Annotated in this window: 12 protein-coding genes; 10 read left to right on the forward strand and 2 right to left on the reverse strand. The window is 44.0% G+C overall.

Annotation, left to right across the window (positions count from 1 at the left end; all coding sequences use genetic code 11):
• The first annotated feature begins 2 nt into the window (after positions 1–2).
• The 10 genes from ACJJI1_RS17530 to gad all read left to right on the forward strand — a co-directional run bounded on the left by ACJJI1_RS17530 (position 3) and on the right by gad (position 12,750).
• Positions 3–1,265: an RHS repeat-associated core domain-containing protein gene (locus ACJJI1_RS17530; RefSeq protein WP_444957438.1), complete on the forward strand. Its 1,263-nt coding sequence runs from the start codon at positions 3–5 to the stop codon at positions 1,263–1,265.
• The gene (locus ACJJI1_RS17535; protein WP_444957439.1) at positions 1,265–2,278 is read left to right on the forward strand and encodes an imm11 family protein; all 1,014 of its coding nucleotides are present in this window, start codon (positions 1,265–1,267) and stop codon (positions 2,276–2,278) included. The genes ACJJI1_RS17530 and ACJJI1_RS17535 overlap by 1 nt, the downstream gene beginning before the upstream one ends.
• Before the next feature lie 2,263 nt (positions 2,279–4,541).
• The gene (locus ACJJI1_RS17540; RefSeq protein WP_444957440.1) at positions 4,542–5,555 is read left to right on the forward strand and encodes a GlxA family transcriptional regulator; all 1,014 of its coding nucleotides are present in this window, start codon (positions 4,542–4,544) and stop codon (positions 5,553–5,555) included.
• A 150-nt stretch (positions 5,556–5,705) separates the two neighbouring features.
• Entirely contained in the window at positions 5,706–6,791 is a 1,086-nt protein-coding gene (locus ACJJI1_RS17545) for a PQQ-dependent sugar dehydrogenase (RefSeq protein ID WP_444957441.1), read from the forward strand.
• A 199-nt stretch (positions 6,792–6,990) separates the two neighbouring features.
• Positions 6,991–7,455, forward strand: a complete 465-nt coding sequence (locus ACJJI1_RS17550) for a netrin-like domain-containing protein (RefSeq protein ID WP_444957442.1) — start codon at positions 6,991–6,993, stop codon at positions 7,453–7,455.
• A gap of 309 nt (positions 7,456–7,764) precedes the next feature.
• Positions 7,765–8,331 (forward strand): hypothetical protein, encoded by a 567-nt coding sequence (locus ACJJI1_RS17555; protein WP_444897586.1) that lies wholly within the window; start codon positions 7,765–7,767, stop codon positions 8,329–8,331.
• An 81-nt stretch (positions 8,332–8,412) separates the two neighbouring features.
• On the forward strand, positions 8,413–8,781 hold the full coding sequence (locus tag ACJJI1_RS17560; RefSeq protein WP_413665487.1) for a SpoIIAA family protein: 369 nt from the start codon (positions 8,413–8,415) through the stop codon (positions 8,779–8,781).
• 36 nt (positions 8,782–8,817) lie between these two features.
• Complete coding sequence (locus ACJJI1_RS17565) at positions 8,818–9,621, forward strand: class I SAM-dependent methyltransferase (protein ID WP_444957443.1); 804 nt, start codon at positions 8,818–8,820, stop codon at positions 9,619–9,621.
• A gap of 220 nt (positions 9,622–9,841) precedes the next feature.
• A complete protein-coding gene (locus tag ACJJI1_RS17570) occupies positions 9,842–11,362 on the forward strand; it encodes an amino acid permease (protein WP_444897584.1) in 1,521 nt (506 codons plus the stop codon).
• Between the two features lie 14 nt (positions 11,363–11,376).
• On the forward strand, positions 11,377–12,750 hold the full coding sequence (gene gad, locus ACJJI1_RS17575) for a glutamate decarboxylase (RefSeq protein ID WP_444957444.1): 1,374 nt from the start codon (positions 11,377–11,379) through the stop codon (positions 12,748–12,750).
• Between the two features lie 53 nt (positions 12,751–12,803).
• Here the strand turns inward: gad and ACJJI1_RS17580 are convergent, their stop codons facing one another.
• The gene (locus tag ACJJI1_RS17580; RefSeq protein WP_444957445.1) at positions 12,804–14,372 is read right to left on the reverse strand and encodes a multicopper oxidase family protein; all 1,569 of its coding nucleotides are present in this window, start codon (positions 14,370–14,372) and stop codon (positions 12,804–12,806) included.
• A gap of 129 nt (positions 14,373–14,501) precedes the next feature.
• The gene (locus ACJJI1_RS17585) at positions 14,502–15,188 is read right to left on the reverse strand and encodes an alpha/beta fold hydrolase (protein ID WP_444957446.1); all 687 of its coding nucleotides are present in this window, start codon (positions 15,186–15,188) and stop codon (positions 14,502–14,504) included.
• Between the last annotated feature and the right edge of the window lie 89 nt (positions 15,189–15,277).

The raw sequence follows: 15,277 nt of genomic DNA on the forward strand, positions 1-15,277 counted from the left end.
TTATGAACTATATCAAGCAAGTTTCAGTGCGAACTTTTTGTATTTTTATTTTTTTTGCTTTCAGTTTATTTTGCGCGAAAATACTGGCAGCGGATGGAAGGCAGGTTTTTATCCCTATTTCGACAGGAGATATAACAACAATAATCCCTGTGCTACCATCACCGAGCATTTCAAGTATTGAGCAGGTGCCGCAGCATATAGGTAGTGATATTATCAATTTTAGTTGGTATCCAATTAAAAATGCAGCTTATTATCAAATTGAAATTTATGATGAAAATCAAACTCTAAGATTAATTTCAACAACAAATTTAAAGTACTCTCTTTCAGGGCTGCCTTTGGGAGAAGCTAATGTAAGCCTTTTGGCTTGTAATGTGAATGACCAATGCGGTTCTGCTGCTTACTTGGGGAGTTTTCTATCAAAGGAAAGAATAGTATACACGATACCAGATACCCTTGGGTCTCCAATATTGGAGGCGGATCAAGCAGGAAATGTTATACAAGAATTTCATTTTGATCCATTTGGTGCCACTGAGAGTGTAAAAGCTGAAGGTGTAGGTTTTACGGGGCACTTAAATGATACAGATTTAAACTTGGTCTATATGAAGGCCAGATATTACGATTCAAATTTAGGTCGGTTTTATTCTACAGATCCTGTCTCAGCTCAAGAATATCTGACTGATGGGAATTTACAGGGAGTTAACCGATATACTTATGCCAATAATAACCCTTACAAATATAGGGATCCTAATGGAGAGCTGGCGTTTCTAATACCAGTTATTGTCTTCGTGGCTAAAGAGGTGGCCGCAGAAGCTGCAAGTAGGGCAACTGGCGGGGCCACAGATTTTCTTTCTGTTAGGAGAATGGGGACTAAATTTGTTAAATATGGCGGAAAAATTGTAAAGAGTCACAGCGGATCCAGCCCTTCTAAAAGGTTGGGGAGAAGTTTGACTGAATTAGATGGCCCGAGACCACCTGGGGGGCATCAGGCCGCCCACATTATACCTACAGGTGGTTTTTCGAATAGAAGTAAACAAGTCCAAAATGCAATAATATTTGCACAGAAAAAATTTGATCAGCTTCTAGGGGAGGATTTTAGAGATACGGCGTTAAATGGCTTTTGGGCAAAGGCTGGCCACAATGGAACTCATTCCGATAAATTTTTTTTGGAGCTTCGCAGTTCATTATCGAATGTGAAAACTGAAGAGCAAATGGTCCAAGCTCTGCAAGAGTTAGCAAAAAAAATTGATGAAGGTAAATTTCAGTAATGAAGATTATTAAGGATATGGAGTTATTCTGTCTTAGAGTAATTGTGGATGACCCCCGGTTTGAAGGGTTTGGTTTAGAGAATATTGATGAGCCATCTGTACTGGGTCGTAACGACTTATTGGAGGATATAACTCCTGGGTATGAAGTCACTGCAAATGAAAGTGATTGGAACCCTGTCGTATTGAAGGATAAATGGTTGGCTCCAAAGGTTGAGGGGCGAGTAAGTTCTTTCCAGGACTACCCTGGGTTAGATTTTATCTATCCTGCATTTAGCGAGAGAGCATGCACGGTGTTACAAGATTTGCTTGAACCTTATGGAGAGCTACTACCTTTAGATGCAGTAAATGGTAAATATTATTTTTATAATATATTGTCGGTACAGGATGCTCTTAATAGGAATCTTTCTAGATGTAAATATTGGTGTGACCCACCGACATCAGCAATTGACATTGATTACTTTGCGTTCGATAAGGATAGGTTGTTAGATATTCCGATATTTAGAATTTATGATCTTCCTGAAATGGTGATCGTTTCAGGTAAGTTTGTAAATCGCGTTATGGAAAATGACTTAAAAGGGTTTAGTTTTACAAAAATATGGCCATTGAGTCCAAATATTGACTGGCATGATCAAAAACCCATGAATCTAAAAGGTTTAGAAAGTAATGAGCTTTTAAATCTGAAGCGGCAAACATTAATTGTTATGGTAACACTATCGGATGAGATGTTGGACATTGAGAAAAGCGAGATGGTCAGTGCTATCCAGGACGAAATAGATTCTCACTTAATGTTATTAGATGTGGAATCCAATTATTTTGGAAGCTTGGAAGGGGTTGATGTGATAAACTCCCAAGCTCGATTTTTCCTAAGTTGTCCTGATAGCGAAAAGCTGCTACGGAATTTGTTGCCTTTGTTGAAGATGGCTAAGTGGGGGGAGGTAGATGTGGTTTTGAGTCAGGGCTATATGCATGATTCAAATGCTCCTCAAAAACGATTGAGTATGAACGATCTTTAGCCTAATAGGGGTGGTCAATATTTCTTTTGGCTACCTTTTAATTGCTTGATTAAAAGATGCTTGCAGATAATTTTTTATTTCAACTATATTCCTTCGTATAATGAAGGGAATATAGCTTGAGTTTAGGAAGTTTTAATTTTTCTTTGAGGGAGAGTGCAGCTTGTTCTCATGGAAAAATTAGGTAGGTAGTAGTTCAGATTTGAACTGACAGTTACCGATTTTTCAAAAAGGTATTACTTAAGAAAAATTCAGCTTCTGAATTTTTCCTTGCAGGTGCTCCCTCCTTCAAATACTGCTATCGTTGTGTGGCCGCAATACTTCATTTCCTGGTAGGTGCGGTCATTATTATAATATTTGTGTCACTTGTATAGATCCTTTTTTGAATCTTCTAATGATCTATAGTTTAGAGGTAAGCTACTTTCAGAAGGTAGTTAAGTTATCTTCCATATTTATAGACGGTATTTCGTAATTGAATTGATGGGATGTTCCTAGCTGTTGTAAGTTGTCAGGTAATGTTTGATGTCTCGCCTGATTCTGTGATGGAGGTATAATCGATAGAGAGTACCTACTTACCTTTCAGGCGCAAAAATAGTCTTTCTATTGGTGCATATTACCCCTAAAACTTCCACATATGATTCACCCTCTGGGTTATTCGGTATTGTCACAGTCGTTAGATGAGTTGATGAGTAAGATACTGGCTGCCTTGACCTCAGTGGGGCATAACACTGTAGGGCTTTTCTCGTTGCTCCCAGTGCTTTTAGTGTTGGTGTGGCACTAGCTAACACAGCTTGAACCAGCTCAGATATAGGTATTATTCTGCGTCAAACTCGAATGGATATCTCTAGATTAAACCGGCGGCCAAATTTAATTGGTACATCTAGGTGCTTGACTGTTACTCTCTTATGCTTACTGTGGGTATAGTAAGCTCTTCTGAGATATTAGTATTCTAGACCTAAAGCGTCTTTCCCTACTTATAGAATAAACCTATGGTTGAGCTTCTTCCAGCAGAGCTTGGACTGCGTTCGAAGAACTCAATAACCTTGGTATGAAGCTATATTCTGACTCCATCGACAGAGTTGTTTTTTCCTATTTTCATAGGAAAATTATGGAGATATTACAAGTGCTTTGTGAGCCATTTTTTACGGACTTCTGTTCACTTGATCAGCCTGTCACTGCGTACGATGTAACTCGCCGGATATTATAAGAGCGGTGGCCTTTTTTAGTGTCTATTTCTCCCTTTTTAGGGGGACTGAGCTTCAAACTTCTATATTTTTTGTTACTCAGTGGTAAGTGCTTTGCTAGCAGGTGTTTATTGCACTTAGGTGCTTCATTTGAAGGCGAATAGCCGTAATACCTGCATTCAACAATCGTGTTGAATCGATGATTAAGTAGCACTGATCTATTATTAAGCGGGCAGCATATAATTTAAATTCAGATGAAAAGGATCGATGCTGTCTACTCATGGGGTACCTCTGTTTTGGTGGAAAATTTACCATCTTAATTGGTGTTCGATTGGAGTTTGCCGCACAAGCCTTGGCTCTCTCTCTTTAGGAGGAGTCTTTAGAATGTAAATTCCTCCAGTAAGAGTTGGGTTTTCACTTAATTATCTGGTAGATGTAGTGGCTACAACTAATTGTTGAACTTTTTATTGAGTAATTAGTGATATGGTTTAAGTGGTTGAAGTTGATGTTTTTAGGTGAGAATAGTTAATTTGTAATTTTTTAAATAATATTCCATAGCCTTATGCGGCTTTGATTCTTTATTCTTATTAAGTTTTTAGTTTGGATTTTTTGTAGGTTGAGGGGACTGAGGCCGATGTATGAGGCGATATGGAAAGGTGAAAGCAGTGTTGTGGGTCCTTAATTGGCATTTTATTTAGATGTGTCAAAAAAGCAGTCTTCAATCATTTGCTGGTGTGCGTGCAAAAGGCACCAAAATTTTTAGGGTGGAAAATACTATTTATCGTTGTACAAGCGAAATAATTATTGGTTCATCTGTACCAATTGAGGTTGTTAGTTTTATTGGTACAGCCTGTAAGTACAAGTGGGATGAAATTTGATCAGTTAAAAGGCCCTAAATTTTGGGTGACTGGTTATTCTTTAAGGTAATATCAATATTACTTTACAGAATATGCAAGGTTAGTACATCCTAACGCAAAGTCACTTAATTCCATCGAGTTATTTTGCCTTTTTACGCCAAGTTAGATTTGCGAGAAAACATAAAGAACCCTTCTGGGTTGATAAGTTAGTTGTAGGTGTTTGCCGTGAAAAGTAGTCTTCTATCGCCATACCAGGGCCTTACAGAAAGTAAAAAGAGAACGATATCGATCATTATTTGTTCTGGTGCCCAGTGCCTGGATATCACAGGTCCAGCTGAGGTGTTTACGTTTGCTAATAAACAAATGGCCGATTTTGGGTATGGCGAAGATCAGCTGTATAAAATTGAATTTTTGGCTGCAAGCAAGGAGCCGAGGCAAGTAACTACTGGCCTGAAAGTACATCCAGATAAATGTTTTTACGAGGCCGATTCCATCCATACTCTTTTAGTTGGAGGTGGTACTGCGAAAAGTTGCCTTGATTTAACGGATGACAGTCTGTTTCTTGAGTGGTTGAAAGTTAAGGCAAAGGAAGTTGAGAGGATAGGGGTTAGCGGAAGTGGCACATTGGTACTTGCTAAGGCTGGAGTTTTATCAGGGCATCGGGCTACAACCCATGAAAAATACATCGGTGATCTAAAAAAATATAAAGATATTGAAGTAGATGACAAAGCGATTTTTGTGAGAGATAAGAAAATCTACAGTTCTGTAGGGCGAAGTGCAGGGATAGACTTGGCCTTGGCTATGGTTGAGGAGGACTTCGGTCGAAAACTGGCCCTTTTAGTTGCTCGGGAAATGATTTTGTACCTGAAGCGTGATGGTGATCAGAGTCAGTACAGTAGTTATTTACAGGCACAATTAAAAAATAATAGGTTCTCCCCGTTGTTGGAATGGATAAACCTTAACTTAGAGCAGTCTCTCAGTGTTGATTTTTTAGCCAAAAAACAAGCAATGAGCCCCCGAAATTTTTCTCGCTGCTTCACAAGCGAGATAGGTGTAACTCCGGCTCGGTATTTGGAGCAGGTTAGAGTTGAGAAGGCCTGTCAGTTAATCTTGGAGGCAGGGATTAGTCAGGATGTAGTGGCAACCCAGTGTGGCTTTTCGTCGCAGGAACAAATGAGAAGGGCGTTTCTCCGGCAGAAAGGTATTCTTCCCAGTAAATATCGCAAACAGTTCGCTTGAAAATGCTGGATTTCGTTGATTTTCGGCTTATCTTCGATATGGGAGGCGGCTTTTCAGTGTTTAAGCATGAGTGCTCATGTATGTCTGAACCTCTGAGTTGATCAACATCTTCACTTTTAGTTAATATTTATATTTTGCAAGAATATAAATATGAAATACTTACTTTTGGCCAGTTTGCTATTTGCAGCTTCTGCAAGTGCTGAGATAGACCTTGATTACCTCAAGGTACCCGAGGGCTTTAAGCTCAGCTACTTTGCAGAAGATGTTGAGACGGCCCGTCAATTGGCACGTTCTGAGTCGGGTACAGTATTTTCTGGTTCTTTCAGCGCGAAAAAAGTTTATGCTTTCAAGGACACAGATAATGATGGTGTAGCTGATCAGCGTTGGCTATTGATGGATGATTTAAAAGCGCCGACAGGTATTGCCTATAAAAATGGCGATTTATATGTGGCTGATGTCAATAAGATTATTCGCTTTCCCCAGATTGATAAAAATCTTGACAAACCGAAGTCTGAGGTTGTTTACGATCAGTTTCCAGCGGACAGGCATCATGGTTGGAAGTTTTTGCGTTTTGATAGTGAAGGGCAGCTGATAGTGCCCGTCGGCGCACCTTGTAATATCTGTGATGCCAACGAAAATTACTCAAAAATATTTTCGCTGGACTTGCAATCTAAGAAAACAAAAGTGATTGCAAATGGGGTGAGAAACTCCGTTGGCTTTGATTTTCATCCGCAAACCAATGAATTGTGGTTTTCAGACAATGGTCGGGACATGATGGGTGATGATATCCCACCCTGTGAAATCAATAAGGTAAGCTTTGCAGGAGAGCATTTTGGCTATCCTTATTTCCACGGTGACGATATTGCTGATCCGGAATTTGGTCAGGGTAAGAAGGCCGCTGATTATTCCAAGCCGGTATTAAATTTAGATGCCCATGTGGCGCCTCTCGGAATTCACTTTTATCGCGGTGGGCAGTTTCCCAAGGAATACCAACAGAACTTGTTGGTTGCTGAGCACGGGTCCTGGAATCGAAGCAAAAAATCAGGTTACCGAGTAATGATGGCGACAGTTAAAGATGGTGAGGTCACGGATTACAAGCCACTGGTCACTGGTTTTATGCGGGATGAAACTACCTATGGGCGCCCTGTTGCATTTTTAGAAATGCCTGATGGTAGTGTGCTAATTTCTGACGATTTTGCCCATAAAATCTATCGCTTAACCTATACCGGTATTTAAATGGCCGATTTTATAGCTATCAGGGCTGCTCACTGAGTAGCCCGCTTAGTTATCCACTGTATTGATTTTCACGCTAGAGGAATTTCTGCCAAATTTCCTCACCTCTTAGCTATCCTTCAGACTCTGTAAAAAAGAATAAGCCGATCCTAATTACTTGTGCTATGTCTACTGCGATAAGAGCATAAGTAAGGAGAGGGTTGTGACGCAAAAAATATCTTGTGAGACATTTTCCAAAATCGTGAGTGTTATTTTATATCTCCTAGTGAGTAGCACGGCGCATGCGGCTGAGGACATAGCTTCGGCACCTACTGCTCATTTGGAATTACGTTTTGCCCAAGCTGAGGTTGTGGCGCAAGTAGAAATTATTGATGTCCACCGGGATGTGGATAGCGCACTGTCTGAAGATGGAGTTACAGCCATATCCGGCTATATCTATTCAGCAGTGCCAAGCCAGGTATGGAAAGGGCCTATGGGTGGAGAGATAACCTTCCGCCTTGGGTTTGAATCCTGTGATATAAAGTTGGAGCAGGGTGAAAACTATCTGATCTTCGCTAATTTGGATAGCTATGGAAGGTTACACCTGAAGAGCTGTGAAGCGGTTATTGCTGAGTCAGATGCCACCGCGATACTTGCCCAACTTAATGAGTTTATAAAACAGGGCTAGTAAGTTGTTTTCTTGCCGACCTGTTAGAACTAATGGTTTTAACTGAATCTTTCTTTACAGCAATCCAACCTGCTACGAAGTGGCTCTTCCCCTTGAAGAACCCCAAAGGCGGGTTATTCTTATCAGTATTGGCGCGACCTTCTTTTACAGGCGCTGCATCTCATTAAGTTGCGCACCGTTGTAAACAGGCTGGAGTGTCAGGGTTTGGGATTGTTATCGAGAAAGTACACCGACCAGCACTGTGTAACCGGCTCGATTTTAATGATTAATGTCTTCTTTTGAGTTTGCCTGGGGTCGAGAGGTCCAGATATGAAGAAGTTACTGATTCCCCTGATCATTTTATTACTGATCATCGGTTATTTTATGTCGCGCAGCGGCGAGCATAAGGCTAAAGAAGCCTATAACTCGATGGAGCAGGAGCAGAAGAGTGAACAGATGAGGGGATCCTCTACACCCTCTAGTGGAGGAAGTAGCGGTGGCTCAATGGCCCCAGCAGATACCTCGGATTCCCCTGATGGTATGGGCAATCCCGATTCCCAAATGCCCCAGGACTCTGACTCAACCGATCCCGCTCCTCCGGGGTCTTCAGATAACGGGAGCTCACCTGACGCTACTATGTCTGGGTCAGACAATATGGGTGCAGATGGCAACATGAGCCCGGATGCTAATGATTCTAGCGCCATGCCAGACGCGAGCAATAACTCGGGCGGCGACCTAAATCAGCAAGCGGATAAGGTCGTAGATGATGCTACGAAGGAAGCCAATGATGCTGTAGAGGGAGCGACTAACGATATGGATGCGTCTGCCGATGGCACTGAAACAGATACAGAGGCAGATACCGGTCAGGATGAGGGAATGGAAAGTAATGATAACTGATCAGTAGTAATGACTCAGCTACATCGAGCTAAGCGAAAAGCAGGGCCGCACAGAAGTGTGGCCCTGCCGCATTCTCAAAATATGATTGAGCATATCTGGCATCAGGGTGATCGAATACTCGAGGTTAGACCAGTTGGGAAGTTAACCGTTGAGGACTTCCAGTTGCTAGCCGCGCAAGTTGATCCGATCATCAGCAAGCGGGGACGTATAGAAGGGTTGCTAGTCAATGCGGGAGATTTCGCTGGCTGGGAGAGCTTCGTCGCAATGATCTCTCATTTTCGCTTTATTCGAGAGCATCAACGGCATATCCGCCGGATAGCCGTGGTTACCGATAATCCTATCCTCCGCTTTATGCCCAACCTTGCCTGTCACTTCATCAGTGCTGAGGTGCGTCCCTTTCCCGAAGAGGAGTCCGCTCAAGCTCTGGAATGGTTACAAAAACCGGGTTAGCATCGCCTCCCTTTTTCAATGTTACCTGGAGGGCAGGTGAGTCCATCGTTGGCTATTGTCGCTGCGGCGCCAGAATATGTTTCCGCAGCGGAAGAACTATCCGCTCAGTTAGATTACCCCCTCCTTGGAGCTATTTCTCCTGCTGATGTGGTCGACTTTCCCCAAGTGTTGTGTCTCGGAGAGCAACTGCAGTTATGTGCGACCGGGCGTAAAGCAGCCGGGCCAGTATGGGTGGATTTTGTTGCTGGAACACTTGCTCATCGCCGCAAGTATGGCGGAGGTAAAGCTCAACCAGTAGCAAAAGCTGTTGGTCTGCGTTCTGGCTTCCATCCCAAAGTCCTCGATGCCACCGCTGGTTTGGGTAGAGATGCATTTGTTCTGGCGGCGCTGGGATGTGAGGTGCAGATGCTGGAGCGCAACCCGGTTGTTTTCCAATTGCTGAAAGATGGAATACGCCGGCTGCGACAGGCGTCTATCGGGGATGCTGAGTTGGCTGCAATTTCTGAGCGAATGAGCTTGGTGGATTGCTGTACGGCGGCGTCAGAGTGGCTCGCGCTGCAATCGGAGGAATCCATCCCTGTTATTTATCTGGATCCAATGTTCCCTGCGCGGGGGAAAGCTGCCAAGGTCAAAAAGGAAATGGCTGCCTTCCATCATTTGGTTGGGATTGATGAGGATGCGGATAGCTTATTGAGCCCTGCCTTGGCGGCCTGCTACTACCGCACAGTAGTTAAGCGCCCTAAGCTTGCCCCCTATTTGGCTGATATGAAGCCCAGCCTTTCCTTGGAGGGGAAATCCGGACGCTTCGATATCTACACCAAACATGGGGTTCCAGGCTAACTGCCACATACCGCTGCCCTAGCCGATTTCTCCTTGGGTGAAAGATGGTGTGGGCACCGACTTGCTATGAATTCTATGTTTCCATAAGTCCGTTGCTAAAAGGGCGGCTCATGCCTTGGTAGCGGCACCTCTGTTATCCCATCTATCCCGCAGACTCCCACGATAGGCTTTGCTTCTTTGTACTGCCGCAAAAATATTGCACTCCAGGGAGGTCCCATCAGTGCGACCAAAAGGGAGCAGTGCATCGAGCACCCCGGATATCGCCAACAGAAAGATGTTTTCTGTGGCTGCTCTCGGGCTCCTAACTGCCGCAACGGTTGTTACCAGCTTGCGTACCCTGCCGATGATGGCGCAAGAAGAGCTGACGATGTTTTTCTATATCGGCTTTGCGGCATTGCTGTTCTTGATTCCTGCAGGGCTCGTCTCGGCAGAACTTGGCAGCGCCTTTTCAGAGCGCACTGGGGGTGTCTATACCTGGGTTGGTGAGGCTTTTACCCCGAAGGTGGGTTTTGTCGCTATATGGTTGCAGTGGATCGAGTGCATTGTTTGGTATCCCACGGAGTTGGGTTTTGCCGCTGCGGCGGTGGCTTACGCGGTGGGCGATAATACCATCGCCCAGAATACCTACTATATCGGTGGGTTTTGTATTCTTGCCTACTTACTTGCGACACTGATTGCCCTTACCGGAACCCGCTTTCTGGTAAAAGTGGCACAGTTTGGATTTCTGGTGGGTATCGTATTTCCCTGCTTGATTTTGATTATCCTGGCTGTTTGGTGGGTGGTGAGTGGTAATCCTATTGGCTGGGAGACCTTGACCGACCCGGAAGTAGCTGTGCGTCGGGATGGTTATGATCACCCGCGCTGGTTTCCCCATATTAACGGTTTGGGGGCTATTGCTTTTCTCGGGGGTATTTTACTTGCCTTTGCTGGGGTGGAGGCACAGGCCACGCATGTGTCGGAACTACGTGATACCCGTCGAGGATATCCAGCTGTAATTGCCATCGCCGCCGTTATTTCCATCCTGGTGTTCACCCTCGGCGCTCTCTCTATTGCTGCAATTTTGCCCTATAAAGAGATATCTGTAGAAACTGGCTTATTTACAGCTTACGAAAGAGCTTTTGGGCAGCTACTTGGGATTCAATGGCCCGTGCAAGCACTTTCCTGGCTAATTGGCTATGGTGCACTAAGTGGTGCCTTGGCATGGTTGGCTGGCCCCAGTCGAGGGCTACTGGCTACGGCCCAGGATGGGATGTTGCCGCCCTGGTTTCAGCGAGAAAATCGGGTAGGTGTACAAAAAAATATTCTCCTCGCACAGTTTGTAGTGGTAGCGGCAATCTCGTCCATTTACATTTTAATGGATAATGTATCTACAGCTTTTGTTTTAATTTCAGTGATGGCTATTAGCTTATATATCATTATGTACATAATGATGTTTGCTGCGGTTATTCGGTTACGGATCACACAACCAGACTTACCCAGAAGTTTTCGTATCCCCGGAGGGCTGCCAGGGGTTTGTATTGTTGCTGGAATAGGCTTAATTTCCGTTGTTTTTGCCTTGGTAGTTTCATTTTTCCCGCCAGAACAGCTCACGATAAAAAACCCTGTAACTTATGTTGCTCTCAATCTGGGTGGAATTGCTATAGCGATCACAGTTCCCTTGTTAATTTTCTATTTTCACAATCCCTCCTGGCGGGGGGAGGGTGGCCATCAACAGCAGTCATTTTCTGATATTGATGAGTGAGCCGGAGGTAGGTAGTGAAAGAGCAATCTCCATTTGACAGGTTCTTTGACGAATACAATGAAGATATTCCAGAAAAGCATTTTCCCCGGTGTAGTATTTCAGCAGAGGCTGCTGAGGCTATTGTAACCAGTGAAACCTGGGCTGACGCAAAGCCTGCGATGAACTTATCTTCGTTTGTCACAACTTTTACTGAGTCAGAAGCATTTGAGGTCGCTAAGAAACATTATCTGAAGAACTATATTGATCACGATATGTATCCACAGCTGTTTGCGATGGAAGCGCGAATGGTTCGCTGGTTACACAACCTCTGGAATGGACCTGAGGGAGTAGAGCCATACGGCGCAGCGACCATAGGCTCGTCAGAGGCCTGCATGTTGGCTGGTTTGGCGCACAAGTGGAATTGGCGTAAGAAGAGGCAGCAAGCCGGCAAAGACGGCTCAAAACCTAACCTGGTTACCGGAGCCAATGTGCAGATCGTTTGGGACAAATTTATGCGCTACTTTGATGTGGAGCCGCGCATAGCACCGTTAAAGCCTGGTCATTACCGCTTTACCAGTGAACATCTGGATGAATTGGTCGATGAGAATACCATCGCTGTTGTCGCTATCGCCGGGCAAACCTTTACCGGTGAGGATGATGCATTTAGGGCGATACAAAACTGGTTGGATAAGTATGAAGAGAGAACAGGAAACGACATTCCTATGCATATTGATGGGGCGTCGGGAGGATTTGTTAATCCATTTCTCTATCCGAATTACAAATGGGATTTTCGTTTGCCAAGAGTGAAATCTATCAATGCCTCCGGGCACAAGTTTGGCTTGGTGCCGCCGGGATTGGGGTGGATAATTTTTCGTGAAAGAGCAGTTTTTGATGAAGACTTGATGTTCTATGTTAATTACCTGGGTGGGGAGATGCCTACAGCCACATTGAACTTCAGCCGAAATGCATCGCCGGTTGCTTATCAGTATTACAACTTTATACGTCTAGGTTATGAGGGTTACAGGCAGATTATGCAGCACACCTTGGAAAATGCGCAGACTCTTCGTCAACTTCTGGTGGCCAGTGGGTACTTTGAAATAATGAATAAAACCCAGAGAATCCCGGTTGTTGCCATGACCCTGAATAAAAAATATAAGAATTTTAATGAATATGATATATCCAATAAAGTACGTGAGCGGGGATGGGTTCTTTCTGCCTATTCGATGCCGCCAAACGCTCAGTCTGTAAACTCTCTGAGAATTGTTGTTCGCCCTCATCTCAATCAGAATGCAATCAGTGGCCTTGCAAAGGATATTATCCATGCTTGCGATTGGCTGAGTAAGCATTGTGGTCATGCAACTCCGCCCAAGTTGCATGACCCGCAAAAAGTGGCCCCTAGTAAGTGTTAATTCCTACGGGACTTTAACGATCCTTGCATTCAATGACTGGGTAGATAAGTGGGCTATTTTGGAATCTCAGAGGCATCTTTGACAACCCTAACATGCTGCATCATGCCCCCATCCTCATGATAAAGTAAGTGGCAATGCAGAGGATACTTTCCGGTAAAATCCTTGAAACGAGTACGGAATTTGACATGTCCATGGGGCGGTACTTGAAAGGTGTCGCACCAAAACGGTAGTTTGAGTGTGTGGTGCATGGGGTCTTCTCCAACCACCTCGATAACATAATACGGATTAACATGAATATGGATTGGGTGGGGGAATTCACTTTCATTAACCAAGGTCCACTCCTCTACTGCATCAAGCTCTACGTAATGATTAACCACTTCACATCCTTCGAATGGTGAATGGTCAATACTGACATTCAGCCCGCGATAATATTTTTGGGGGTCATCAAGCGTGTTGGCCTGGAAAGTGAGTCGACGTGTATTGGTGATCTCATCATCTGTAATAGGTTTCAGTAAGTCCACTTTAAAACTGCTGGGGAAGGGTGGGGGCGCACATCGAGCGGGTGGTTTGCTGGGAGCATAGATTGCCGTTCCGATTTCCTCTCCCTGGGCAATAGCGATAACAAAAAGTGGACTGTTGTTATGGTACTTATAATGCGGCATTTGTTGGAACTCAATCGCATTATTGTAAATGTAAAAATGAGCTCCCGGAGTGGCGGCTTCACTGATTTTTAAGAAAAGGGAGGCTCGATTAGCGGGGCCCAGGCTTACTCCGTCTTGTAGGCGGTAGTCATCAGTAGGGTTTCCATCAAACCCGTAGATGTACATTTGCGCGAACCAAGGGCAATCGATGTCTATCGATGTGCGAGTGGTAGCATTGAGAAGTCTCAGATTGAGAAGCTCACCCACCGTTGCATGAATGATAGGGCAGTATTGTCCGTTAACGGTAATACAGTATTCACTATCTGGGAACTTAGCGACCTGGTGTTGATCCTCTACTTTTCCGTGCTCATCTACGGCAATATTCTGGAAGACAAGAATATGTTCCTTAACTCCCATTGCCTCAAGTTCATCGTCAAATTCATCCCTCACGATTAGGGCACCTGCCATCCCGCTGCCAACTTGTATAGCGACAGAGCCGTGTTTGTGGGGGTGGTACCAGTAGAGCCCCGGGGGGTGGTCCTTGGGGATGTCGTATTCGTAGGTATAACTTTCCCCTGGTTTGATCTTCATGCAGACATTGTCTGCCGGAGATTCTGGGGAGACGTGAAGCCCGTGAGTATGTAAGTTGTAGGTATTGAACTCATGGGGGAAGTTTATTGTAGCGGGTGTATTGAGGGGGTCTTCCTCTGGCAGCAGGTTGTTTGTCTGGACAGTAAGGTGGCTATCAGCGCGAATTTCAATGGTAGGGCCTGTCAGTGTGAAACCTGCTTCTTGAGTGATTGATGATGAAAATACACGGGTCCAGGTTGGTGTGTCATGGGTTTTGTAAAAACTGAAAATGTTATTCTTTTCGTACTGTACATCAAGTTTAAGTTCTAATTTTCTATTTTCTTTATCCATTGAGTAAGCGGGCGGATTTTTTATTGGTTCTAGAAAGGAAATATGTTCTCTATTGCTCACTGTTAACTCCGAGGATTTTGTGGGAAGCGAGATTAGTAAGGGGTACTTTATGAACGAATATCAGTTTAGATTCTAAGGTGAGATTATTTGTGGAATTGTTCGCCATATGATCGTTAATTGAGAGGTAAGTTAGGGTGGTAATAATCCTTCTGCAAAATTTATAATAACTCTCGCGACTTTGTTGGGGTGTGCCTGAGCAATAAAGTGCCCACCAGGAATATCAATTACATTGAGGTTGATGTAGATCGCAGATATATCGATGACAGCTTTTTTACTTACAAGTCGATCTCTATCCGGGCGGATATAGACGGCAGGGATTTCCAATCTTTGGGATGGTTGGGAAATCGAGGCGATATTGTGAAGCCTTTGCTTTAGTTTGCCTCTGTTGGTGTTTAGTAGGGCGTTATAGGTGCTGTCAATGAGTATGTCACTGCCTTTGCCATTGAAACCAAAAAAATTTAGTGTGATTTTGGTTAAAGATGGGCAGTCTATAAGCGAGATTGGAGCTAGTTGTGCTGCCTTGGATAGTAGCGAAGGAGAGCTTATAAAGCTAGCTATAAAGGTAATGCTTAAAATTTTCTCGGGAGCTAAGAGGGATAACTCATATGCAATTCGTCCTGAATAGGACTCAGCAATAATGTGAGTCTTCTCATTGAGAAAGCTCTTGGCGATTGATTGAGCTTGAGCCAGGTAACTATCCCCTGGGAGCTTGGAAAGGCAGATAGTTTCGGTTGTCCATTGTTTTGGCAGTGCCTTAATCAAACCTGAAAACAATGTTCCTGTTCCATCAAGTCCTGGTAGAAGTAAAACTTTCAATTCCGAATATCCTGTTGGGATTTCCTATTAATTGAATATTAACATGGTTATGCTGGGTATTTCTCTATATGAGACATTCCGCAAGGGTA

The organism is Microbulbifer maximicatervae (SeqCode) (assembly GCF_052467065.1).

Coding starts and splice junctions, on each gene's coding strand:
- ACJJI1_RS17530 (WP_444957438.1), top strand. CDS start 3: ATGAACTATATCAAGCAAGTTTCAGTGCGAACTTTTTGTATTTTTATT.
- ACJJI1_RS17535 (WP_444957439.1), top strand. CDS start 1,265: ATGAAGATTATTAAGGATATGGAGTTATTCTGTCTTAGAGTAATTGTG.
- ACJJI1_RS17545 (WP_444957441.1), top strand. CDS start 5,706: ATGAAATACTTACTTTTGGCCAGTTTGCTATTTGCAGCTTCTGCAAGT.
- ACJJI1_RS17555 (WP_444897586.1), top strand. CDS start 7,765: ATGAAGAAGTTACTGATTCCCCTGATCATTTTATTACTGATCATCGGT.
- ACJJI1_RS17560 (WP_413665487.1), top strand. CDS start 8,413: ATGATTGAGCATATCTGGCATCAGGGTGATCGAATACTCGAGGTTAGA.